Genomic DNA, 23,216 nt, shown 5'->3' on the forward strand with positions numbered 1-23,216 from the left:
TGGGGGTCGGGGCGGCACCGTCGTGGTGCCGCCCCGCGTGCGCGGCTACTCGACCCGCGATTCCTTCTTGTCGTCGTCGTTGTCGTCGTCACCCGGGATGTGGACGTCCTGGATCGTGACGTTGACCTCGGCGACCTTCATGCCGACGATCTGCTCCAGTGCACGGGAGACCGACGAGCGGACGCCCTCGGCGACCTGCTGCAGCTTCACCGGGTACTCGGCGACGATGGTGATGTCGGCGGCGACCTGCTTCTCGCCGACCTCGACCTTGACGCCCTGACCCAGGTCGCGCTGGCCGATGGCGTCGCGGATCGCGCCGATGGCACGGGCTGCGCCGCCACCGAGCGAGTGCACGCCGTTGACCTCGCGGGCGGCGATGCCGGCGACCTTCGAGACGACGGTGTCGTCGATGACGGTCTTGCCCGTCGCGGCGTGGCTGCCGGTGTTCGCCCCGGACTTGCTGGTGGCGAGGGTGCTGGGGGTGGTCGTGGTGTCGGCCATTGCTGTCTCCTTCCGAGTGGCCCGCCGGGCGTTCCCAGCGGGTGCTGTTCACGGATGAGACGGGCTGGAGAGGACGATCGTCACGGCCGCGTCACGACTTCCAGCGGCGTTCCAGGAAGTGCGTCAACCGGCTGGCTCCTTGTCCCCCGGTGCCCGGATCGAGCCGTCCGGACCCTCGGGCAGCGGCTCCCGCTCTTCGCCGACCGACGCGACCGAGCGGGGTCAGAGCGCGCTGAGGTCGTGGCCGTCCAGGGCGTCGTTCCAGGTGGTGCGTCCCTGCTGCTCCTCGGCCACGTGGAGTCCGCCGTGCCCCTGCTGCAGCCCGCAGTGCCAGCGGTCGAAGCGGCTCGGGCAGCGCTCGTCGTCGTGCGGTGCCGGGCCTCCATGGGGTGGTTCGTGGGGCGAGGCGTCGGGTGCTTCGTCGGGCGCGTCGCGGGGTGTCTCGAGCCGGGGATCGGCGGTCGAACGGTCGTGCATCGTCTGCTTCCTGTCGTGCGGTCCTCCAGTAGGACGAGTCGAGCGGCCGTTCCGTCACGAACCCGGTGCATGCTGGCGCGTCGGGGGATGACGGTGCATGCTCGGATGCGGCCGTCGACCCGCAACGGACGCGGCCTGAGGACCTCGGATGGTCCCGGACCCCGGAAGGTGAGGATGACCGACGACGACCCGCTCGGCCGCGCCGACGACTCGACGCTCGTCGTCCGTGCCGCCGACGGCGACGTGCCCGCGTTCGCGGTCCTCGCCCGCCGCCACGGGCCACTGATGCGCGTCTACGCCGAACAGATGCTCGGGTCGAACGTCGAGTCCGACGACGTCGTGCAGGAGTCGTTCCTCACCGGGTGGCGTCGACTGTCCGACCTCGACACACCCGCCCACTTCCGGCCGTGGATGATGCAGATCGTCACCCGCAAGGCCATCGACCGCCTCCGCCGACGTCGGCACCACGACGACGTCGACGACCTGCAGCAGTCCGCCGACCCGGCACAGAGCCCGGAGCGTATCGTCGAGGCGCGGCTGCAGCTCGACGCGATGTGGGCTGCGCTGGACCGGCTCCCTGCCGACCAGCGTCGCTGCTGGCTGTTGCGGGAGACAGCCGGGTACAGCTACCAGGAGATCAGCGAGGCGCTCGAGCTGCCGGTCTCGACGGTCCGAGGGCTCCTCGCTCGGGCGCGGCAGTTCCTGCTCCGGGAGATGGAGGCGTGGCGATGAGCGACGACGACCAGACCCTGCCCGCTGACGCCATGCCCGCCGACGCAGACCTCGACGGCCACACCTTCGACGAGCTCGCCGACTACCTGGACCGCGGTCGGACCCCGCGTGACCCCGACATCGAGTCCTCGGCCGCCTGCCGTCTGGCGCTGTCGAACATGCAGCGCCTCCGCGAGCTGTCGATCGGCGCCATGCAGCGACGCGGCGACACGGACCCCGACCCCGACCGTGAGAACCGCTGGATCGACGGCCTGCTCGCCACCATCCGGGCCGAGATCACCTCCGGCCGCGACGTCCCCGTCAGCCACCCGGACCCCCGGCTGCGGCTCACCCTCACCGAGGCGGCCGTCCGCAACCTGGTCCGTCGCGCCGGCGACACCACCGGCGGCATCGTGATGGGACGCTGCACCCTGACCGGTGACGTCTCGACCCCGGGTTCGCCGGTCACGGTCGAACTGACCGCGGCGATCGCGTACGGGCAGGTCGCCGACGAGACGGCCGAGCGACTCCGCCGACGGGTCGCGGACGTGCTCGCCCGGCACACCGAACTCGTCATCGAGCAGATCGACGTCACCTTCGACGACGTCTACGTCCCCTAGGAGCACCCGTGTCCGACGACCGCGAGCTGTCCCGCCGCCTGACCGACCTCGCCCGCGCGACCGACGGTGTCAGCCACGTGTTCCCGGCGCAGTCGCTCGTGCAGGTCGCGGCCGACGCTGTCGCCGCCCAGCTGGAGATCCGCGACCCGGGCACGATGGTGGACGTGCACCGCGGCGGCGGTGCGGTGCGGATCACGGCCGAGGTCGCGGTCGACGGCGCCCGTCCGGCGACGGAGACCGTCCGCGAGGTCGGCGAACGCATCCGTTCCGTCGTGGACGCCGAGCCCGGCCCCCGCCCGGACACCATCACGGTCGTCGTGCGGCTCGTCGAGGACACCGTGGGGATCACGGCGGACGACGTCGCGGCCGACGCAGTCTGACGGCGGGCGCCGCTGCTGGACCGGTCGCGGCCGGGACCCGGGGCTCGCTAGGGTCGGGCGCATGAGCATGGACCACGTCGACGTCGACTGGGAGCACGCCCGCGACACGAACCGCGCCAACTGGGACGACCGCGTGCCGATCCACGAGGGTGCCTACGGGCTCGACGCCTACGCCGACCCGGCACACCGCTCGGACGTCGTCCGCCAGGACCTGCCCGTGCTCGCCGAGTGGCTGCCGGACGGGTCACTCGCCGGACTCGACCTCTGCCACCTGCAGTGCCACATCGGCACCGACACCGTCTCGCTCGCCCGGGAGGGTGCCCGCGTCACCGGCGTCGACTTCTCGCACCCGGCACTGGTGTCCGCCGCCGCCCTGGCCGAGCGAGCCGTCGTCGACGTCACCTGGGTGGAGGCCGACGTCCTCGACGCCCGGGCCGCGGTCGCCGGGGACTTCGACGTCGTCTACACGAGCATCGGCACGATCTGCTGGCTGGCGGACCTCGACCGGTGGGCGGCGCAGGTCGCCGGACTGCTCCGACCCGGCGGCGTCTTCTTCATCCGCGACGGCCACCCGGCCCTGTTCGCGCTCGACGAGGACGCCGACGAGCTGGTCACCCGGCACCGGTACTTCCCGGACGGCACCGCCCAGCAGTGGGACGACGGCAGCACCTACGCGGGCGAGGGCACGGTCGCGCGGACCCGGACCTACGAGTGGCCGCACCCGCTGTCCGAGATCGTGAACGCCCTGCTCGGTGCCGGCCTGCGCCTCCGCCGACTCGACGAGGGCCGCACGCTGCCGTGGCGGTTCAGCCCGCGGATGGAGCAGGCGGCGGACGGCGACTGGGTCTGGCCCGCGGAGGACCGTGACCGCATCCCGACCACCTTCACCATCGTCGCCACCCGCGACTGAGCTGCCGGCAGGACCGCCCAGCCGGCCACACGCGGGCGCGACCCGTCCCACGAAAGTTTTCCGATCCTCCCGTCCGGCTTGTCCCGGCCACCCGCCCGTCCGTAGCGTCGACGGCGGACGCACGATGCGAGGGAGCATGCGATGACGGATGACCGGTTGCGGGTCGCGATGGTGGGCCACGGCTTCATGGGAGCCGCCCACTCACAGGCCTGGCGGGTCGCGCCGCGGTTCTTCCCGCTCGACCGCGAACCCGAGATGACCGTCGTCGTCGGACGCGACCCCGAGCGCACCGAGGCCGCCCGCGCCCGCTTCGGGTGGCAGCGTGCCGAGACCGACTGGCGCCGCGTCGTCGAGGACCCGGACATCGACGTCGTCGACGTCTGCTCGCCCGGCTCATCGCACGTCGAGGTTGCGATCGCGGCCCTGGAGGCCGGCAAACACGTCCTCTGCGAGAAGCCGCTCGCCAACACCGTCGCCGAGGCGGAGGCCATGGTCACCGCCGCCGAGTCGGCCGCCGCGCGCGGGATCCGCTCGATGGTCGGCTTCAGCTACCGGCGCGTCCCGGCCCTGGCGTTCGCCCGCCAGCTCGTGCAGGCCGGCCGGATCGGCGAGGTCCGCCACGCCCGCGCGCTGTACCTGCAGGACTGGCTCACCGACGCCGACGGTCCGATGACGTGGCGGTTGGACGCCTCGCTCGCCGGGTCCGGCTCACTCGGCGACATCGGCGCGCACGCCGTGGACCTGGTCGAACACATCACCGGCGCCACCCTCGCCTCCGTCAGCGGCACGCTCGAGACGTTCGTGCACGAGCGCCCGCTGCTCGCCGACGGTGTCGGCCTGTCCGGCACCGCCTCGGACCAGCGCGGACAGGTCACCGTCGACGACGCCGCCTGGTTCACGGGTCGACTGACGGGAGGCGCGGCTCGGCCGGGCGGGACCGTCGCCACGTTCGAGGCCACCCGGTACGCGACCGGGCGGAAGAACGGTCTGACCATCGAGATCAGCGGGTCCACCGGGGCGATCGCCTTCGACCTCGAGGCGATGAACGAACTCCGCGTGTACGACGCGACCGCGCCGGCGGGGGAGCAGGGGTTCCGCCGGGTCCTCGTCACCGAACCGGAGCACCCGTACATGGCGAACTGGTGGCCGACCGGACACCCGATCGGCTACGAGCACACCTTCGTCCACGAGGTCGTCGACTTCGTCACCGCGATCACCGGCGGGCAACAGCCCGAGCCGTCCTTCGCCGTGGGGCTGCACGTGCAGGACGTCCTGGACGCCGTGCAGCGGAGCGCGGCCGACGGCAGCGCCTGGACCCAGATCCCCACCCGATGACCCTCCCTTCCCCCGATCCGCAAGGAGCACCTCCCGTGCAACGCCAGGCACTCGTCGTCCGCGGCGGTTGGGACGGGCACATGCCCGTCGAGACCACCGAGCTGTTCATCCCCTTCCTCCGCGAGCACGGGTTCGACGTCCGCGTCGAGGAGGGCACCGCCGTCTACGCCGACCAGTCCGTGATGGACACGATCGACCTCGTCGTGCAGGTGAACACCATGTCGACCATCGCGAAGGAGGAGTTCGACGGCCTGCAGCGCGCCGTCCTCGCCGGCACCGGGATGGCCGGCTGGCACGGCGGCATCGCCGACTCGTACCGGGACAACGCCGACTACCTCCACATGATCGGCGGCCAGTTCGCCCACCACGCGGGCAAACACCCCTCCGAGCGGGTGGGCGAGCAGTCGGACAACTACATCCCCTACACGGTGCACGTCACCGACCTCGGTCGCGAGCACCCGATCATGCAGGGCATCGACGACTTCGACCTGGTCAGCGAGCAGTACTGGGTGCTCAGCGACGAGTACGACGACGTCCTCGCCACCACCACCCAGGAGGCCCGTGCCTGGGACGCGTGGAACCGTCCCGTGACCTCGCCCGCGATCTGGACCCGGCAGTGGGGCCAGGGGCGCATCTTCGTCTCGGCGCCCGGGCACCGGATCGAGATCGTCGAGTCGCAGCCGGTCCGCACCATCATCGAGCGCGGCCTGCTGTGGGCAGCCCGATGAGCGCCGGGGTCGAAGGTGGTGCCGGACCTCGTGCCACCGCACCGCTGCGGGTCGGGATGGTCGGGGTCGGCAACATCAGCAAGCAGTACCTCGAGCAGTTCCCGTCGCTGCCGGACCTGCGGCTCACCGCGGTGGCCGACCTCGACACTGCCCGGGCAGCAGCCGTCGCCGACGAGCAGGGTGTCCAGGCGCTCGGCGTCGACGAGCTGCTGGCGTCCCCGGACGTCGACGTCGTCCTCAACCTGACGATCCCCGCCGCCCACGCCGACGTCGCCACCCGGGCGCTCGCCGCGGGCAAGCACGTCTACGGCGAGAAGCCGCTGGCCCTGACCACCGCCGAGGCCGAGCCGGTCCTCGCCGCCGCCCACGCGGCGGGCCTGCGGGTCGGCAGCGCCCCCGACACCGTGCTCGGCACCGGGATCCAGACCGCCCGCGCCGCGATCGACGCCGGTCGCATCGGCACCCCGGTGGCCGCCGCCGTGTCCTGGAGTGCTCCGGGCCACGAACTCTGGCACCCCGCGCCCGGCTTCTACTACCAGCCGGGCGGTGGCCCGCTGCTCGACATGGGCCCGTACTACCTGACGAGCCTCGTCACGTTCTTCGGCTCCGTGGTGCGGGTCAGCGGCAGCACGACCCGGTCGACGCGGCAGCGGACGGTCGCCACCGGGCCGAACGCCGGGCAGGTCCTGCCGGTCGACGTGGACACGCACGTCGTCGCGGTCCTGGAACACGAGGACGGCGTCGTCTCCACGGTCACGCTGTCGTTCGAGGTGTGGGCGACCGAGTCTCCGCTGTTCGAGGTGCACGGCACCGCCGGGTCGCTGTCGGTCGCCGACCCGAACCGCTTCTCGGACCCGACCCGCATCGCCACCGCCCAGGACCGGACCTTCCAGGAGCTCCCCGTCCTCGCCGGTCACCGCGACGCCGGGCGCGGGGTGGGCCTGGCCGACATGGCACGGGCGATCGCTTCGGGGGAGCCGCACCGGGCCTCCGGCGAGCTGGCGTTCCACGTGCTCGACGTCATGGAGTCGATCGCGCCCGCGGGGCGGGAGCGAACCGTCGTCGAGGTGGCGAGTCGGGCCTCCCGGCCGGCGGCGGTCCCGCTCGGGTAGCCGGCGCGCGGACTCGTGCGCGCCGCCGGCGGAGAGCACGGTCATGGTCAGCGAACGAGTCGGCGGAACGTGGCAGCCGCCGCTCGCCACCGATGACCCGTGCTGCTCGGGCCGCCGGATGTGGGGTCGGCCGTGCCTCCGTCGACCCGCGGAATGATCACGTAGCGTCCGGCGGCGTCTCGACTCAGCTGACGGTCCGTGCCCTCCAACTTCTTCGCCATCTTCGCGGCGAGCTCGTGTGCGAGCCGCTTGGTCTCCTCGCTGTACTGGGTCATGGTCGTGAGCCCTCCCGTGGTGTCCCTGCCGATCCGTCGGACGCACCGACGTCGGTGATCAGGTTGATGATCGTCACTGTCATGTCATCATCTCCCATACGAGTCCATCCCGCGTCGATCAGCCCGGTCAGAACGGCCATGCCCGTTCTGGACACGCTTTCTTCTTCGCTCACTGCCCGGTCGCACGCCCAGGCGAACCGGTCCCACCACCGCGCGAGTTCGTCTGTCCCGCGCTTCTGCTCGCGGTCACGTGTCGAGTTGTGCAGAGCCACACCTGCTGCAGCGCCGGCCCCGATGACCGCCAGGCTGCCGCCGAACCCCGCAGAGGTGAGGAACGCGCCCCACCAGGTCGCGTCCGGGTGCCACGGTGGGATCGCCCGTGCCGTGCAGAAGCTGGCGACGACGGAGAGGCCTGTTGCCACCCACCATGTGGGACCGGTCCGGCAGGCCGTTGGCGCAGCGTCGTCGCGCGCTGCTGGGGCCGAGTGGGATCTCATCACCGACGAAGCTTCCCGCCGATGCGTCCGGGTCCACCCGTCGGGGCGCTGATCTGTGGACGGAGCGGCGAACTCCACAACTCGAGGTGCTCGCGTCCCCCGGCGGAGGCGCGGGAGCGACCGTCCCGATCAGCCACGCGCCACGTGCCTCGACCGCGGCGCGCAGTTCAGGAGAGTGACGTCGTCTCCGGCAGGAGCGTCCTCGCCGGCGCTCCGTGCTGCGGACGGAGCACGGCGTCGACCTGCTCACGATCGAGGGCACCCTGCCAGCGGGCCACGACGAGTGCGGCGACGCAGTTGCCGAGCAGGTTCACACTCACGCGCATCGAGTCCATGATCCGGTCCGCGCCGAGCAGCAACGCGACGCCGGCGACCGGGAAGAGCCCGAGGCTCGTCGCGGTGGCCGACAGGGCCAGGAAGGACGACCCTGGCACGCCCGCCATGCCCTTCGAGGTCAGCAGGAGCACCCCGAGGGCCGCGACCTGCTGCTCGAGGGTGAGCGGCACCCCGAACGCCTGGGTCAGGAAGAGCAGCGCGATCGACAGGTAGATCGCCGCCCCGTCGAGGTTGAACGAGTAGCCGGTCGGGACCACGAGTCCGGCGACGCTGCGGGAGACACCGACGTCGGTGAGGCGCGTGATCATCCGCGGCAGCACGGCCTCGGTCGACGCGGTCCCGAGCGCGAGCCCGAACTCGGCACGGGTGTGCCAGACGAACCGCCAGACGGGGACGCCGGACAGGAGCTGTCCGACCACGAGGAGCAGCACGATGAACACCGCCGCAGCGGCGTAGCAGGCAGCGATCAGCAGCCCGTACGAGCCGAGCGTCGCGACGCCGTACTGCCCGACCACGAACGCCATCGCACCGAAGGCGCCCAGCGGGGACAGCCGCATCACCCAGCCCAGGATCCGGTAGACGACCTCGAGGCACAGGTCGAGTCCGCGGACCAACGGGCGCGTCCGCTCCGGTCCGATCGCCGCGATCGCGGCGCCGACGAACACCGCGAAGACGAGCACCTGCAGGATGTCGTTCGTCGCGAACGCGTTGACGACGCTGGACGGGATGAGGTCGAGGATGAACGTGCCGGCGTCCGGGATCTCCCCACCGGCGGTCTTCGCCGTGACCGCGGAGGCGTCCAACGACGACGGGTCGATCCGGAGGCCCGCGCCCGGCCGGACCAGGTTCCCGACCAGCAGCCCGAACACGAGCGCGCACGTCGAGGCGACGACGAAGTACGTCATCGCCTTGCCCGCGATGCGTCCCACGGACCGCAGGTCCCCGACGTGGACGATGCCCGTGACCACGACGATGAAGACCAGCGGTGCGATCACCATCTCGATCAGCCGGATGAACCCCTGACCGACGACGTTCAACACCGGAGCCGCAGACGGCACGGTCACCCCGACGACGATGCCGAGGACCACCCCGATCGCGATCTGCACGAAGAGCGAGCGGTACCAGCGAGCGGGGGCACGTTCCGGTGTGGTGAGGTCCATGCCTCCACCCCAGCGTGGGACCGTTTCGCCCGCGTTACGTCCGTGTTCCCACTCCGGGAACGGCACCGGCGACGGAACGGTGCCGTCAGGAACGGCGCCGACGACGGAACGGAGCCGGCGGTTGAACGGATCCTCGGTCCGGTCGGGAGGCCCCGGGTCAGTGGGTGCGCTGGGACGGCCCGCTCGTCCGGTCGTCCTGGGCCCGATCGGCGGCGGGCCTGCTGAACAGGTTCACGACGTTGCCGTCGGGGTCGCGCACCAGTGCCGAGCGGTTGCCCCACGGCATCGTCGTCGGCTCGAGGACGACGTCCTGGCTCTCGAGCTGCAGGTCGGCGAAGTCACGGTCGACGTCGGTGACCTCGAACTCGATGAACACGGAGCGGTTGGTCGCCGGCACCAGGGCACCGCCCAGCATCGCGACGGTCGCGGTGCTGGCGATGGCGAGGTGCGCCCCTGGCCCGCTGAACTGGGCGAAGACCGGCGCGAGGCGCTCGGCCTGCTGTCCGGTGACCCGCTCGTAGAAGGCGACGAGGCCGTCGAGGTCGTCGGTGACGATGCGGATGGATGTGAACGACATGTGGTTCCTCCGATGGTGCTGGTGCAGTGGGAGCATCAGCTTCACCGGGCGTCGCGACACCGTCCTGTCGGGGTTTCCCGGAACGTCCCCGGTGACGGATCGGTCGTCGGCGATCGATCAGCCGTCCGTGACGGATCAGTCGTCCATGACCGATCGGAGCCGTCCGTACGGGATCGCGAGCTCCTCCGGGCGGAGGGAGCGCTTCGGCGGCCGTTCGTCGGTGACCTCGACGGAGCGCATCCGGTCCCCCCGGAACGCCCGAACTCCGTCACGCAGCCGACACCAGGCGACCAGGTACCACTGTCCGTCCTTCTCGATGGACCCCAGCGGCTCGACGTCCCGGACGGACTCCGCTCCGCTGGCGTCCTGGTACCGCAACCGCACGACCCGGTCCGACCGGAGGGCCGCCGCGAACGCGGTCGGGACGACGACGGCGTCGTCGCTCTCGAGGAAGTGCACCCGGGACGCGAGCGCACTGGCCCGCGCAGCATCGCCGTCGGGCATGACCGCGAGCACCTTCCGGGCAGCGGTGCGGGCCGACTGCCGGAACGGGCTGTGCTGGAGCCCGCCCAGTCCGATCAGCACCGCGAGCGCCTCGTCCAGCGTGAACCCCGCTGGGCCGAGCGTTGCCGAAGCGTCGATGACGTACCCGCCGGTGCGGCCGGGTTCCGCCCAGATCGGCAGGCCCGACTGCTGCAACGCGGCGAGGTCCCGCTCGATGGTCCGGACCGACACCTCGAACCGTTCCGCGAGACGTCGGGCGCTCCGCGGGCGCGGCGAGACCGCACGCAACTCCTCGACGAGGCCGTACAGGCGGTCGGTCCGGTTCACCGGTCCATCATCCGACAGGTCGTCCTCGCCACCGGCCGCGGCGCGGTTCGCGCTCAGCGACATGGCTCGGGCCGGCGAGGGCGCGTTCTGTCGCTGGGCGCGAAATCGGCGGGCGGGCGGGCCGGCGGGCCGGCGGGCGGGCCGGCAGGCGGCCGCGGGGGCCGGACAGCCGGGAGGCCCGTGGCGCGCTCCATTTGTTGGCATCGCAGACAAATGGTTGCACGAAGCGCTTCGACGCTGTTAGCGTCGCCGTCGCGAGCCGATCGAAGCGCTTCACAAGCGCCGAGGGACGGCACGGAAGACACGACGGAGACGAGCACGAGGAGGTGCGCACATGGTGACGATCCACGAGGTGGCGAAGGCCGCCGGCGTCTCGATCTCGACCGTCTCGTACGCCCTCTCCGGCAAGCGCAGCATCTCCGCCACGACCCGGGCGCGCATCGACCAGGCCGTCGCCGAGCTCGACTACCGACCGAACGCCGGCGCCCGGATGCTCGCCGGCGCCCGCACGAACATCCTCGCCCTGTCCGCCCCGATCCGGCAGGACGCGCACCTGCCGACGCACATGCGCTTCGTCACCGCGGTGGTCGAGGCGGCACGGGCCCACGACGACGACGTCCTGCTCCTGGCCCGCGACGACGAGGTCACCGGCATCCGCCGCGTGGTGGACAGCTCGCTGGTCGACGGGGTGGTCGTGCTCGGGGTCTCGACGGACGACGAGCGCGCCGAGGTCGTGCGTCGCTCGGGTGCCGCGGCCGCGTTCGTCGGCGTGCCGGGTGACACCACGGGCCTGAGCTGCATCGACCTGGACTTCGCCGAGGCCGGTCGCGCCTCGGTCCGTGAACTCGCCGCCGCCGGACACCGCAGCATCGGTGTGATCGGCCACCCCGCCACCTACGTCGAGCGGCACACCGGCTTCATCCGCCGTTTCGCCGACGCGTTCGAGGACGAGTGCCGGGCAGCCGGCATCGCCACCCTGGCGCTGTACCCGTCCCTCGACCGCGCCGACCAGCGTGCGGCGGCGGACGAGCTACTCGCCGGGCTGCCGGACATGACCGCGCTCGTGTTCCACTGCAACGAGCCCGTCGTCGAGGCCGTCCTCGCGCACCTGGTGGCGCGGGGCGTCCGTGTCCCGGAGGACGTGTCGGTCGTGGCCGCCTGCGCGAGCTACGACACCGACCGGCTCGAGGTCCCTCTGTCCACCATCCCCCTCCCGCTCGAGGAGATGTGTCGCGGCGCCGTGGAGGACGCCGTCCGTCAGGTCGACGGTGCCCGCGAACCGGGCGTCACCCTCCTCCGACCGCGGTTCATCGACCGCGGGTCCATCCGGCCGGTGCACTGACCGGCTTCGAACGGTCGATGGACACATCGACCCGGTGTCTTCGTCGGTCCACTGTCGAAGCGCTTCGATCACCCTGATCCAGCCCCATCACCCCTACAAGCCATCCCCCCTACAAGCCATCCCCCCTACAAGCCATCCCCCCCCTACAAGGAAGTAGCGACATGAAGAAGTCACGCCTGCTCGGCGCACTCGCCGGGCTCGCCGCGACCGCCGTCGTCCTCACCGGCTGCTCGGCCGGCGGGAGCGCCGACGACCGCAGCAACGAGGACGGCAAGACCCTGAAGCTCTGGCACTTCGAGTCCGAGGACTCCGCCATGGGCAAGGCCTGGAAGGAGTCCATCAAGGTCTTCGAGAAGGAGACCGGCGCGAAGGTCGAGTTCCAGGAGAAGAGCTTCGAGCAGATCCGGAAGACGGCCAGCCAGTCGCTCAACTCCGACCAGGCACCGGACCTCATCGAGTACAACAAGGGCAACGCGACCGCCGGCCTGCTCGCCAGCCAGGGCCTGCTCAGCCCGCTCGACGACGCCGTCAAGAAGTACGGCTGGGACGAGAAGCTCGCCAAGTCCCTGCAGACCACGGCCCGCTACGACGACAAGGGCGTGATGGGCTCTGGCTCCTGGTACGGCGTGCCCGACTACGGCGAGTACGTCGAGTTCTACTACAACAAGGAGCTGTTCCAGAAGTACGGCGTCCAGGTCCCGAAGACCCAGGCCGACCTCGAGCAGGCCATGGCCACGTTCGAGTCGAAGGGCGTCACCCCGCTCGCCGAGTCCGCCGCGGAGTACCCGCTCGGGCAGCTCTGGTACCAGCTCGCCCTGTCGAAGGCGGACCGCGGTTGGGTGGACGACTACCAGCTGTACAAGAACCCGGTCGACTTCTCCGACGAGCAGATCTCGTACGCCACGAAGACGATCAAGGACTGGACGGACAAGGGCTACATCTCGTCCGACGCCACCGGCATGAAGGCCGAGGACGCGGGCACCGCCTTCATCAGCGGCAAGTACCCGATGTTCTTCTCCGGCTCGTGGTGGTACGGCCGCTTCACCACCGAGATGAAGCAGGACTGGGGCACCTTCCTGTACCCGGGCGCCGAGATGTCGCCGGGGTCCTCGGGCAACCTCTGGGTCGTCCCGACCAAGGCGAAGAACAAGACCCTCGCCGAGAAGTTCATCGACATCACCCTCCGTCCCGACATGCAGGCGATCATCGGCAACAACGGTGGCGTCCCGGTCGCGGCGAAGGAATCCGACATCACGGACGCGAAGAGCAAGGAGCTCATCGCGAACTTCAACACCCTGACCGAGCGTGACGGTCTCGGGTACTACCCCGACTGGCCCACGTCGACGTTCTACGACCAGCTGAACGCCGGTCTGCAGAGCGTCCTCAACGGCAGCAGCTCGCCGAAGCAGGTCAACGAGGAACTCGGCCAGCAGTACGCCGACGGCGTCAAGGCCGTCACCGGCTGACCCCGGCTCACCGGCCCCGGTCGCCGACGTGGTCGACCCGGTCGACGCAGCAGACCCGGCCATCCCGGGCGCGCCCCGCTCAGCAATGACGCGAAGCGTCATGCGGGGCGCGCCGACCGAGCCTGCGAGGGAGGACGGTGCGCGTCCGACCCGCACCGCGCCTCCCGGCCCCCTCACCCGCTCCACCCCACTCCCCGGAAGGGAAGCCCGACGATGGCGTCCAGTCCTCCGATCGCGCCGCTCCGCGGCCGCGTCCCCCGCCCCCGCCGCCGCGACGACGGCGCGATCATGCCCGCCTCCGGCCGCGGCAGCTACTGGTTCTACCTGCTCCCCGGCTTCGTCCTGCTGGCCGCGATCATCCTCGTACCACTCGGCTGGAACGTGTACCTGTCGTTCACGAACTACCGCGGGATCCTGCCGCCGCAGTTCACCGGGCTGGACAACTGGCGCCGGCTGATGGCGGACGGGCAGTTCTGGATCTCGTTCCGGAACAGCATCGTGATGATCCTGGCGATGGTGATCGTGCCGACCAGCCTGGGCCTCGTCCTGGCCGCCGCGCTGTTCGACGTGATCGGCAAGAAGTTCGGCGGCAAGCTCGCCAGCTTCCTCCGCGCCACGTACTACCTGCCGCAGATCCTGCCCGCGGTGATCGCCGCGATCGTCATCGGGTGGATCCTCCGCCCGGAGAACGGTGCGCTCAACGCGGTGCTCGGCGCGGTCGGGCTCGACGGTCTGCAGCACAACTGGCTCGGCAGCCCGGACACCGCCCTGCTCTCCGTCGCGGTCGTGCTCGTCTGGGTGCAGATCGGCTACCCGGTCGTCGTGTTCATGGCGGCCCTGCAGCGCGTCGACCCGGAGCTGTACGAAGCGGCCGAGCTCGACGGCGCGAACTGGTTCCAGCGTTTCCGCTCCATCACGGTGCACATCATCCGGCCCGAGATCTTCGTCGTCGTGCTCACCTGCACGATCGCCGCGCTCAAGGTGTTCGGCCCCGTGTACGCCCTCACCGGCGGCGGTCCCGGCAACGCGACCATCGTGCCGAGCTACTACTCGTACAGCCAGTTCTTCCAGGCGCAGCAGGTCGGGTACGGCGCGACCATCGCCACCGCGCTGACCGTCGTGATCGTCATCGTCGCCATCGGCTTCATCGCCGCCCAGACCCGGGCCGAACGCAAGGAGGAGGCACGATGACCGTGTCCGCACCCGACACCAGGGCGACCGTCACGGCGGACGCGGGGCGGGCCTCCCGTCCGACGGCGAAGCCGCGCAGGCGACCCGGCGAGGGCGGGCGCAAGCGGCCGTCCGACTGGGTCGTGCTCGCCGGCGGGATCGTCATCGCGGTGCTCATCGCGGCGCCGTTCCTGCTCATCCTGCTCAACTCGTTCAAGACGCCCGCGGACTACGCGGCCGGCGGGCCGCTCGCCTGGCCGACGCAGCTGTCGTTCGACGGCATCACCACGTTCTGGAACCGGGTCGACTTCCCGCTGAAGCTCTGGAACAGCGTGTTCATCAGCGGGATGGTGGCGCTGCTCGCGGTGCTCATCTCGATCCTCAACGCCTTCGCGATCGGCATCGGCCGGGTCCGCTACCGCACCTGGATCGTGGTGCTGTTCATGCTCGCGAACATGCTGCCGCAGGAGGTCCTGCTCTACCCGCTCTACATGATGTTCAAGGGCATCGGGCTGTACGACAACGTGTGGAGCGTGATCATCGTCTTCACGGTGATCCAGTCCGCGTTCGGCACCTACCTGCTGTCGAGCGTCTACGGCACCTTCCCGAAGGAGATCCTGGAGGCCGCTGCCCTCGACGGCGCCGGACGCTGGCGCGTGCTCTGGCGGGTCATCGTCCCGATCAGCCGCCCGACCCTGTCGGTCCTGCTCATCTTCTTCTTCATCTGGACGTGGAACGAGTTCCTCATCCCGCTGACCTTCCTGGTCAGCAACGACAACCAGACGGTCCCCGTCGCGATCTCCCTGCTGCAGGGAGACCGGCTGATGGAAGTCACCACCACGAGCGCGTCGGCCCTGCTCGGCCTCATCCCGACGCTCGTGTTCTTCCTCATCTTCCAGCGCACCCTCGCGCGCGGCATCACGGCAGGAGCGGTCAAGTAATGAAGTTCACCGACGGGTTCTGGCAACTCAGGCCCGGAGTCCACCCCGTGTACGCCGCCGAGGCGTACGACATCGACGCGCGGACCTCGCCGGAGGGTGACCGTCTGGTCGTCACCGCCCCGACGAAGGTCATCGCGTCGCGGGGCGACACCCTCAACCGTCCGACGCTCACCGTCTCGCTGTCCAGCCCCATGGCGGGCGTGGTGACGGTCCGCGTCGAGCACTTCCGCGCGCCCCGCCCGGAGCTGTCCTTCGACCTGGTCGGACAGGAGGCGGGGCACGGGTCCGCCACGGTCGCCGACGGTGTCGGGACCCTCACCTCCGGCGACCTGTCGGCCGTCGTCACGCCCGGGGCGCCGTGGGACCTGCGGTTCGTGGCGACCGACGCGGGCGGCACCGAGCGCGTGCTCACCGGCTCCGGCCACAAGTCGCTCGGGTACGTCACCCTCGACCCCGGCGCCGAGGTGTCCCGCGGTGTCGTCGGCAACGCCCGGGTCCAGGGCGCCGACGCCCCGGCGTCCGACCGGTTCGTGCACGCGCAGCTCGACCTGGGCGTCGGGGAGCTCGTCTACGGGCTCGGCGAACGGTTCGGGCCGCTCGTGAAGAACGGGCAGACCGTCGACATCTGGAACGCCGACGGTGGCACCTCGAGCGAGCAGGCGTACAAGAACGTGCCGTTCTACCTGACGAACCGCGGGTACGGCGTGCTCGTCGACCACCCCGGACACGTCTCGTTCGAGGTCGGGTCCGAGACCGTCGAGCGGGTGCAGTTCTCGGTGCCGGGGGAGTCCCTGGTGTTCCACGTCATCGGCGGTGGCAGCCCGGCGGCGGTGCTCGAGCGGTACACCGCCCTGACCGGCCGTCCGGCGCAGGTGCCGGCGTGGTCGTACGGCCTGTGGCTGTCGACCTCGTTCACCACCGACTACGACGAGGCCACCGTGACCTCGTTCGTCGACGAGATGGCCGCCCGCCAGCTGCCGGTCTCGGTGTTCCACTTCGACTGCTTCTGGATGCGGGAGTTCACCTGGTGTGACTTCGAGTGGGACCCCCGGGTGTTCCCGGACCCCACCGGCATGCTCGGACGGCTGCACGACAAGGACCTGCGGGTCTGCGTCTGGATCAACCCCTACATCGGGCAGGCGTCGACGCTGTTCGACGAGGCCGCCGAGGCCGGGTACCTGGTCCGGAACCCCGACGGCACGGTCTGGCAGTGGGACCTCTGGCAGGCCGGCATGGGGCTCGTGGACTTCACCAACCCGGATGCGACCGCCTGGTACCAGTCGAAGCTCCGCGCACTCGTCGACCAGGGCGTGGACTGCTTCAAGACCGACTTCGGGGAGCGGATCCCCCTCGACGTCGTCTACGCCGACGGCAGCGACCCTGAGCGGATGCACAACTGGTACACGCAGCTGTACAACCAGGCCGTGTTCGAGGTGCTGCAGGAGACCAAGGGTCCGGGCGACGCCGTGGTCTTCGCGCGTTCGGCGACCGCCGGCGGTCAGCAGATGCCGGTGCACTGGGGCGGGGACAACACCTCGTCGTTCCCGTCGATGGCCGAGACCCTGCGCGGCGGCCTGTCGCTCGCCCTGTCCGGCTTCGGCTTCTGGTCGCACGACATCGGCGGCTTCGAGGGCACCCCGGACCCCGCGGTGTTCAAGCGCTGGGTGCAGTTCGGTCTGCTGTCGTCGCACAGCCGGTTCCACGGCAGCAGCTCCTACCGGGTCCCGTGGGCGTTCGACGAGGAAGCGGTCGACGTCACCCGGGCGTTCACCGAACTGAAGCTCCGACTCATGCCGTACCTGTACGCGGCCGGGCTCGAGGCATCAGCGCGGGGCCTGCCGGTGATGCGCCCGATGCCGCTGGCCTTCCCCGACGACCCGACCGCGGCGTACTGCGACCGGCAGTACCTGCTCGGACCGGACCTGCTCGTCGCGCCGGTGTTCAGCGTGTCCGGCGATGTCGAGTACTGGCTGCCGGCGGGCTCGTGGACGAACTGGTTCACCGGCGAGGTCGTCACCGGCGGGGTCTGGCGGCGCGAGCGGCACGGGTTCGACACACTGCCGCTGTGGGTCCGCGAGGGTGCGGTCCTGCCGCTGTCCACCCGCATCGACCGGCCGGACCACGACTACCACGACGCGCTCGAGTTCCGGGCATTCCCGGGTGCGGGGGGAGCGGGCTCGCGTGAGGTCGTCGTGACGTCCCCGGACGGCCGCGCGGTCACGTACCCGGTGTCGTTCGCGGCGGACGGCACGGTCACCTCCGCCTGACGCGCGTTCGCCCGTTCGCCCGTTCGCCCGTTCGCGCTGAGCGACAGTCCTCGCGGCCTGGACCACGAGCGCTGTCGCTCAGCGCGAACCGCGCGGACAGCCCGCGCCACCCGGCAGCGCGGGCCGCACTACGCTGGCGGGACGGACGATCGGAGCGGACATGTCGGAGGCGAGCACTGCCTCCCGTCCGGTGCGCACCACGGACGTCGTCCGCCGCCGCAACCTGGCTCGGGTCCTGCGCCTCGTCCACGAGCGCGGGCCGATGCCCCGCTCGGCGCTCACCCGTGAGACCGGCCTGAACCGCTCGACGGTCGCCGCTCTGGTCGGTGAGCTCGTCGACCTCGGCCTCGTCGTCGAGGGGGACGCCCCACCCGCGACCGGCGTCGGCCGTCCGAGCGCCACCGTGTCCGCGTCCGCCCAGGTCGTCGCGCTCGGCATCGTGCCCGAGATCGACGCCGTGACCCTGGCGGTCATCGGCCTCGACGGCACCGAACACGAACGCCGGACCGTCCGCACCACCTCGGTCTCGACGCCCGACGAGGCCCTCGCCATCGCCACCGACCTCGTCGCCGCGGCCACCGATCGGCAGCGGGACGCGGGCCGTCGGGTCGTCGGCATCGCGGTGTCCGTCCCCGGGATCGTCCGCGTCGGCGACGGCGTCGTCCGGTACGCCCCGCACCTGGCCTGGCGCGACGAGGCCTTCGCCGCACCCCTCGCCGAGCGCACCGCCCTGCCCGTCCGCGCAGCGAACGACGCGAACCTCGGCGTCACGGCCGAGTTCCTCTACGGCGCCGGCCGCGGCGCCACGGACGTCGTCTACGTCAACGGCGGCGCGAGCGGCATCGGTGGCGGCATCATCACCGGCGGGCGGCCCCTCGCCGGCGCTGCCGGGTACGCGGGGGAGCTCGGCCACACCTTCGTCGCCGCGAACGGCATCCGCTGCCACTGCGGTGCCGTCGGGTGCCTGGAGACCGAAGCCTCGCAGGCCGCACTGCTCGACGCGGCGGGGCTCGGGATCGACGAGGCCGACCGACTCGGCGACGTCCTGGCCGACGGGCCCGCACCGGCCCTCGCCGCGGTCGTCGACCGGCAGGTCACCGCGCTCGCCGTCGCCATCCGCAACGTCGTGCACACCGTGAACCCGGACGTCGTCGTCCTGGGCGGCTTCCTCGGCACGCTGCTCCGGCACGTCGGGACGCGGCTCGAGGACGCGGTCCGGGCGCAGACGATGACCGCGATGGGCGAGGACCTGCGGATCGTGCCGGCGGAACTCGTCGGCAGCGTGCTGTTCCGCGGTGCGGCCGAGCTGGCGTTCGCGTCGGTGCTGGCCGACCCCGCGGCGGGCTGAGCGTCGCCACCGACCTTCGGTCGGTGGCGTGAGTCCTCACTGGTCAGTGTGAGTCCCCTGCGCTCGCCGCTGCCGACGTCGAACTGCCCAACCGAGGTTGCCGCCCCCGAGCGCCAGGCCGGCGGCACTCGAGACCATGCTCAACACAGGATGTCCGTCCTCCCGGAGTCCGACTGACAGCGCAGTGCCGGCGAGGAGCGTGCACAGCGCGAGGAACGCTGCGAACCCGATGCTCGAGACGACTCCGACCACGGCGGTGACCACACGGTTGAGCCCGATCACGCGCAGAACGGTGCCGGCTTGCCGGAAGCGTGGACCCGCAGGACTCTCTTCCCGCACTTGACACCACCGTTGTTGCTGATGGCAGTGACTGCAAGCAGGACGACGACGTTCGCGATGACACACACCGCCGGACCGAGCGCGCACAGCCCTTCGGCCGCGATGACTCCGCCTCCGCCGATGATGACCTGCTGATCGAACGAGTTGAAGTCGACGAAGACGCCGTTCTTGTCCTTTCCTGCTCCGAGTCGTTGGTCCCGACCGGGCACGGTCAGATGGAGGTCCAGGTGCCCCGCGGAGATCGTCACGAGGCGAGAGCCGTCGGCGCTGGTCACATCACCCGTGATCGCACCGGCAGCGTCTGCTTCCCGGATGGCTTCGGCGACGACATCAGGGTCGGACGCTCGCGCTGCGACGGCCGAGTCGACCTCTGCCGGCCGAGAGGTGGCAGAAGCCACTGCTGGCGTCCAGAGCAGGCTGCTCAACGTCAGTGCAATGGTCGTCGCGATGCAGGTGATCGTGGTTCGGCCGGATTCCATCGTTCCTCCTGGGTGAGTGATTGCGTGTCGCAACGGCTCGACCGTAGGGGAGTCCGCGGCGTATGACAATGAATAACATCAAACTGGAATACGAGCCGAAGTTGGATCGCTACCGCGAAGAGCCTCCGGGCCGGCAGGTGGCCCGGGTGGGATCGCGGACGCCCGCCGCCGTTCGGGTCAGGGGCGGGCGTCCACGGCCTGCGCGTGCCTCCGGGAGTGGCAGGCGCGTGTCGTCGCTCCACGAGGTCAGGGTCCCTCGGGTGCCCTTCGGCAGGGCGACTCGATGGACGCTACGCCGTCCGTCCGGACTGTGTACAGGCTGCGCCGAACGGATCACGCCGTCGACCGGTGGTCCCACCGGCAGCTGGTCGGTCGGAACCGGTCAGCGGCCGCGCCACCACGCGTGCGTGCGCCCGCGGTTCCGCCAGTCCGTCCGCAGCCGTCGCGCCCACCGCCGCGGCGGCGACCCCCGCCGGCCGTTCACCCGGAACGTGTGGAACGCGCGCCGGGCACGCCGGACGGCGGACGGGAGGCTCGCGAACGGTCGCGCGGACACCCGCACGGTGAGCGCGGGGTCGGCGATCACCCGCCACTCCGGGTCGAACTGCATGCTCAGGTCGATGTCGTCGTGCACCTCGGGGTCGTCACGGTGCACCCGGTCGCGGACCGCGAGCCACGTCGACCGGCGGAGGGCCATCGCGGACCCGAACAGCGGCGGGCGGGAGAGCGCGCCGCGCATGAGCACGAAGTACGGCCGCATGTAGAGGACCGGCCAGACGACCCGCACGAGTGCGCCGGCGTCGGTCGGACGGCCGGGCCCGGTGACCGCGACGACGTCCGGGTCCTCGAGCAGGGCGAGGGCGGTGGCGATCCAGTGCGGTGGCGGGACGGAGTCCGCGTCGAGTCGGACGATGACGTCACCCTCGGCGGTGTCGTAGCCCCGGGACGAGGCCCGGGCGATCCCGCGGACCGGTTCGGTGCAGACGACGGCGCCGGCTGCCCGGGCCACGGCCGCGCTGTCGTCGGAGCTGCCGTTGTCGACGACGACCACCTCGTCGGCGGGCCGGGTCTGCGCCTCCAGGGCGGTCAAGCAGCGGCGGAGGTGCGCGGCGTCGTCCAACACGGGGACCACGACGGACACGGACGGCATGGCTCGAGCCAACCGGAGCGCCGCTGTGAGGGGTGTCCGTTTCGCTCCTGCTCTGGCGTTCCGGGGAGGGTGCGCACGGGATCCGCGCAGATCGGCGTTCCTGGAACCCGTCCCAGAGGTCCCCGCGCAGGTTCAGGTCCAACGCAGCGGGTGCACCGCCCGCCGCGACGAGAAGACCGGAAGGCCGACCATGACCACGAACCCACCCGGGAACGACTCCGGGACGCCCATCCACGACGCCACGGCTGCCGCCGAGGGTCACGAGACCCGCCCCGGCGTGACGGTCCCGTCCTACGCCAGCGGTACGCCCGTCGAGCGCCCCACCGGATTCGACGACCTCGAGCCGCTGGACGCCATCCCCGCCGACGAGCAGCTGCCCGCCGGCACCGTCCCCGCCGGCAGCCTGACCGCGACCGGTAGCGGCACCGGCAGCTCCGACTCGGGCAGCTCCGGCTCGGGTAGCTCCGACTCGGACAGCTCGGGCGGCGGCAAGGCCAAGGCCGACGCTGCCAAGGGCGCCGCGTCGGACGTCGCCGGTGACGCCAAGGAGAAGGCCGCGAACGTCGCCGGCACCGCCAAGGAGCAGGCTGCGAACGTCGCCTCCGAGGTGTCGGACCACGCACGACAGCTCTTCAGCCAGGCGTCCGGCACCCTCAAGGACCAGGCCGCCGACCAGCAGCAGAAGGCCGCCAGTGGTCTCCGCACCATCGGCGACCACCTCGGCAAGATGGCCGACAACGACGACGAGCAGGGCCTGGCGGCGAAGGTCGTCCGCGACCTGTCGAACCGTGCCGGGTCCGTCGCCGGGTACCTCGAAGGACGCGACCCGGGCTCCCTCGTCGACGAGGTGAAGTCGTTCGCCGCACGTCGTCCGGGCACCTTCATCGCGATCGCCGCCGGCGCGGGCATCCTCGCCGGTCGTCTCGCGAAGGCGCTGACGACGGAGATCAAGCACGAGAAGGAAGCCGAGGCGACCGGCACCGGCACGACCGGCACCACCGACTTCGGCACGACCGGCACCGGCACGACCGGACTCGGCACGGGCACGACCGGACTCGGTACGACCGGCACCACCGGGACGGGGCCGCTCGTATGACCGATCCGTTCCCCGGCGCGACCGGTCGGACGGTGCCCGGGCAGCCGAGCGCCGAGGAGCGCGCAGCGTCGACGCCCCTCGGTGAGCTCCTCTCCGAGGTGTCCCGTGACCTCTCCACGCTGTTCCGGCAGGAGGTCGCGCTCGCCAAGGCCGAGCTGACCGACTCCGCGAAGAAGGCGGGCAAGGGCGCGGGCATGTTCGGCGGCGCAGGCGTCGCGGGGCTCTTCGCCCTGCTGTTCCTGTCGATCGCCGCCTGGTGGGGGCTCGGGTACCTCATCGGCAACGCGTGGTCCGCCGTGGTCATCGCCGTGGTCTACGCCGTCGTCGCCGCGATCCTCGCGACGCGCGGACGCAAGGAGATCAAGCACATCGACGGCGCCCCCCAGACGGTCGCGACCGTCAAGGAAGTCCCCGAGACACTCAAGCCCAACACCGGGAGGAACTGATGAGCACCCCAGACGAGATCCGCGCCGACATCGAGCGCACACGTGGAGAACTCGGTTCGGACGTCGACGCCCTCGCCGACAAGGTGAACCCGTCCGCCATCGCCCACCGCCAGACCGAGAAGGTCAAGGGCCGCTTCCAGGACGTCCGCGAGTCCGTGATGGGCGCCGCCGGCAGCGCCCGCGACTCCGTGACGGGCGCCGCCGACTCGGCACGCTCGAGCGTCTCGGGCTCGGGATCGAGCGCCGCGGGCTCCGTGGAGGACACCGCATCGCGCGGCGTCGAGAAGGCGAAGGGCAACCCGCTCGCCGTCGGCCTCATCGCCTTCGGTGTCGGCTGGCTCGCGTCGTCGCTCCTGCCCTCCTCCACGAAGGAGGAGGAGCTCGCCGGTGAGCTGAAGGACAAGGCCGCTCCGCTCGTCGACAAGGCGAAGGAGCAGGCGAAGGACGTCGGCGCCCCGCTCCTCGACGCCGCCAAGGAGCACGCGCAGGACCTCACGGGCACCGCGCGGGACGCGGCGCAGACGGTCAAGGACGAGGCGCAGGGTGCCGCGTCCGACGTGCAGGACAACGCGCGGTCGTCCGCGGACGACGTCCGCAACGCCTGATCGCGTCGGCACTGACGTCAGCACCTGACGGACGGGGGGGGCCCGGGCCCCCCGGGGCCCGGCGGGCCGCCGGGGCGGGTTTAAAAAAAACCCGCCCCCCCCGCCCGACCCCAAAAA

At 71.3% G+C, this 23,216-nt stretch carries 25 protein-coding genes; 16 read left to right on the plus strand and 9 right to left on the minus strand.

The features are described 5' to 3' along the window. Window positions 1–45 precede the first annotated feature (45 nt). Window positions 46–501 (minus strand): Asp23/Gls24 family envelope stress response protein, encoded by a 456-nt coding sequence (locus tag QCD68_RS05150; protein ID WP_301222268.1) that lies wholly within the window; start codon window positions 499–501, stop codon window positions 46–48. A 222-nt stretch (window positions 502–723) separates the two neighbouring features. Beyond that, on the minus strand, window positions 724–978 hold the full coding sequence (locus QCD68_RS05155) for a hypothetical protein (RefSeq protein ID WP_301222269.1): 255 nt from the start codon (window positions 976–978) through the stop codon (window positions 724–726). 174 nt (window positions 979–1,152) lie between these two features. Here QCD68_RS05155 and QCD68_RS05160 point away from each other — a divergent pair, with 174 nt between their 5' ends. The 7 genes from QCD68_RS05160 (at window position 1,153) to QCD68_RS05190 (ending at window position 6,774) form a co-directional block, all read left to right on the plus strand. Beyond that, window positions 1,153–1,710, plus strand: coding sequence for an RNA polymerase sigma factor (locus QCD68_RS05160; protein ID WP_111075120.1), 558 nt, complete (start codon window positions 1,153–1,155; stop codon window positions 1,708–1,710). Further along, window positions 1,707–2,309, plus strand: a complete 603-nt coding sequence (locus tag QCD68_RS05165; RefSeq protein WP_221851086.1) for a hypothetical protein — start codon at window positions 1,707–1,709, stop codon at window positions 2,307–2,309. Before QCD68_RS05160 ends, QCD68_RS05165 begins: the two co-directional genes overlap by 4 nt. 8 nt (window positions 2,310–2,317) lie before the next feature. After that, window positions 2,318–2,689 carry a hypothetical protein gene (locus QCD68_RS05170; protein WP_221851083.1) on the plus strand — a complete coding sequence of 124 codons (372 nt, stop codon included), beginning with the start codon at window positions 2,318–2,320 and terminating at the stop codon, window positions 2,687–2,689. A gap of 61 nt (window positions 2,690–2,750) precedes the next feature. Further along, a complete protein-coding gene (locus QCD68_RS05175) occupies window positions 2,751–3,599 on the plus strand; it encodes a class I SAM-dependent methyltransferase (RefSeq protein ID WP_301222270.1) in 849 nt (282 codons plus the stop codon). Window positions 3,600–3,740: 141 nt separating this feature from the next. Further along, on the plus strand, window positions 3,741–4,934 hold the full coding sequence (locus QCD68_RS05180) for a Gfo/Idh/MocA family protein (protein ID WP_301222271.1): 1,194 nt from the start codon (window positions 3,741–3,743) through the stop codon (window positions 4,932–4,934). Beyond that, a complete protein-coding gene (locus QCD68_RS05185; RefSeq protein ID WP_301222272.1) occupies window positions 4,931–5,662 on the plus strand; it encodes a ThuA domain-containing protein in 732 nt (243 codons plus the stop codon). Before QCD68_RS05180 ends, QCD68_RS05185 begins: the two co-directional genes overlap by 4 nt. Further along, window positions 5,659–6,774 carry a Gfo/Idh/MocA family protein gene (locus tag QCD68_RS05190; RefSeq protein WP_301222273.1) on the plus strand — a complete coding sequence of 372 codons (1,116 nt, stop codon included), beginning with the start codon at window positions 5,659–5,661 and terminating at the stop codon, window positions 6,772–6,774. The genes QCD68_RS05185 and QCD68_RS05190 overlap by 4 nt, the downstream gene beginning before the upstream one ends. 47 nt (window positions 6,775–6,821) lie before the next feature. Here the strand turns inward: QCD68_RS05190 and QCD68_RS05195 are convergent, their stop codons facing one another. The 5 genes from QCD68_RS05195 to QCD68_RS05215 all read right to left on the minus strand — a co-directional run bounded on the left by QCD68_RS05195 (window position 6,822) and on the right by QCD68_RS05215 (window position 10,450). Next, window positions 6,822–7,049, minus strand: a complete 228-nt coding sequence (locus QCD68_RS05195) for a hypothetical protein (protein WP_301222274.1) — start codon at window positions 7,047–7,049, stop codon at window positions 6,822–6,824. After that, entirely contained in the window at window positions 7,046–7,471 is a 426-nt protein-coding gene (locus QCD68_RS05200) for a hypothetical protein (protein ID WP_301222275.1), read from the minus strand. Before QCD68_RS05200 ends, QCD68_RS05195 begins: the two co-directional genes overlap by 4 nt. 242 nt (window positions 7,472–7,713) lie before the next feature. Beyond that, window positions 7,714–9,042 carry a cation:dicarboxylate symporter family transporter gene (locus QCD68_RS05205; RefSeq protein WP_301222276.1) on the minus strand — a complete coding sequence of 443 codons (1,329 nt, stop codon included), beginning with the start codon at window positions 9,040–9,042 and terminating at the stop codon, window positions 7,714–7,716. A gap of 157 nt (window positions 9,043–9,199) precedes the next feature. Further along, window positions 9,200–9,619 carry a VOC family protein gene (locus QCD68_RS05210; RefSeq protein WP_301222277.1) on the minus strand — a complete coding sequence of 140 codons (420 nt, stop codon included), beginning with the start codon at window positions 9,617–9,619 and terminating at the stop codon, window positions 9,200–9,202. A 135-nt stretch (window positions 9,620–9,754) separates the two neighbouring features. Next, complete coding sequence (locus QCD68_RS05215) at window positions 9,755–10,450, minus strand: helix-turn-helix transcriptional regulator (RefSeq protein ID WP_301222278.1); 696 nt, start codon at window positions 10,448–10,450, stop codon at window positions 9,755–9,757. A 334-nt stretch (window positions 10,451–10,784) separates the two neighbouring features. Between QCD68_RS05215 and QCD68_RS05220 the strand changes: the two genes are divergently transcribed. The 6 genes from QCD68_RS05220 to QCD68_RS05245 all read left to right on the plus strand — a co-directional run bounded on the left by QCD68_RS05220 (window position 10,785) and on the right by QCD68_RS05245 (window position 18,984). Continuing rightward, window positions 10,785–11,792 carry a LacI family DNA-binding transcriptional regulator gene (locus tag QCD68_RS05220; RefSeq protein ID WP_301222279.1) on the plus strand — a complete coding sequence of 336 codons (1,008 nt, stop codon included), beginning with the start codon at window positions 10,785–10,787 and terminating at the stop codon, window positions 11,790–11,792. A gap of 161 nt (window positions 11,793–11,953) precedes the next feature. Beyond that, window positions 11,954–13,258 carry an ABC transporter substrate-binding protein gene (locus QCD68_RS05225; protein WP_301222280.1) on the plus strand — a complete coding sequence of 435 codons (1,305 nt, stop codon included), beginning with the start codon at window positions 11,954–11,956 and terminating at the stop codon, window positions 13,256–13,258. Window positions 13,259–13,546: 288 nt separating this feature from the next. Next, complete coding sequence (locus QCD68_RS05230; RefSeq protein ID WP_181439372.1) at window positions 13,547–14,449, plus strand: carbohydrate ABC transporter permease; 903 nt, start codon at window positions 13,547–13,549, stop codon at window positions 14,447–14,449. Further along, window positions 14,446–15,369 (plus strand): carbohydrate ABC transporter permease, encoded by a 924-nt coding sequence (locus QCD68_RS05235; RefSeq protein ID WP_301222281.1) that lies wholly within the window; start codon window positions 14,446–14,448, stop codon window positions 15,367–15,369. The genes QCD68_RS05230 and QCD68_RS05235 overlap by 4 nt, the downstream gene beginning before the upstream one ends. Then, on the plus strand, window positions 15,369–17,636 hold the full coding sequence (gene yicI / locus QCD68_RS05240; RefSeq protein ID WP_301222282.1) for an alpha-xylosidase: 2,268 nt from the start codon (window positions 15,369–15,371) through the stop codon (window positions 17,634–17,636). The genes QCD68_RS05235 and yicI overlap by 1 nt, the downstream gene beginning before the upstream one ends. A 160-nt stretch (window positions 17,637–17,796) precedes the next feature. Next, window positions 17,797–18,984 (plus strand): ROK family transcriptional regulator, encoded by a 1,188-nt coding sequence (locus QCD68_RS05245; RefSeq protein ID WP_301222283.1) that lies wholly within the window; start codon window positions 17,797–17,799, stop codon window positions 18,982–18,984. 278 nt (window positions 18,985–19,262) lie between these two features. Here QCD68_RS05245 and QCD68_RS05250 read toward each other — a convergent pair whose 3' ends face one another. Both QCD68_RS05250 and QCD68_RS05255 read right to left on the minus strand, forming a co-directional pair. Next, entirely contained in the window at window positions 19,263–19,802 is a 540-nt protein-coding gene (locus tag QCD68_RS05250) for a hypothetical protein (protein WP_301222284.1), read from the minus strand. A gap of 382 nt (window positions 19,803–20,184) precedes the next feature. Further along, entirely contained in the window at window positions 20,185–20,952 is a 768-nt protein-coding gene (locus QCD68_RS05255; protein ID WP_301222285.1) for a glycosyltransferase family 2 protein, read from the minus strand. A gap of 190 nt (window positions 20,953–21,142) precedes the next feature. On the opposite strand from QCD68_RS05255, the gene QCD68_RS05260 reads away from it, so the two are divergent. The 3 genes from QCD68_RS05260 to QCD68_RS05270 are packed head-to-tail and all read left to right on the plus strand — an operon-like array spanning window position 21,143 to window position 23,099. Continuing rightward, complete coding sequence (locus tag QCD68_RS05260; protein ID WP_301222286.1) at window positions 21,143–22,048, plus strand: hypothetical protein; 906 nt, start codon at window positions 21,143–21,145, stop codon at window positions 22,046–22,048. Next, window positions 22,045–22,494: a phage holin family protein gene (locus tag QCD68_RS05265; RefSeq protein WP_301222287.1), complete on the plus strand. Its 450-nt coding sequence runs from the start codon at window positions 22,045–22,047 to the stop codon at window positions 22,492–22,494. Before QCD68_RS05260 ends, QCD68_RS05265 begins: the two co-directional genes overlap by 4 nt. Then, window positions 22,494–23,099 carry a DUF3618 domain-containing protein gene (locus QCD68_RS05270; RefSeq protein WP_301222288.1) on the plus strand — a complete coding sequence of 202 codons (606 nt, stop codon included), beginning with the start codon at window positions 22,494–22,496 and terminating at the stop codon, window positions 23,097–23,099. The genes QCD68_RS05265 and QCD68_RS05270 overlap by 1 nt, the downstream gene beginning before the upstream one ends. Window positions 23,100–23,216 lie beyond the last annotated feature (117 nt).

Origin of the sequence: Curtobacterium sp. PsM8, from assembly GCF_030433875.1 — a bacterium.
Taxonomy (GTDB): domain Bacteria; phylum Actinomycetota; class Actinomycetes; order Actinomycetales; family Microbacteriaceae; genus Curtobacterium.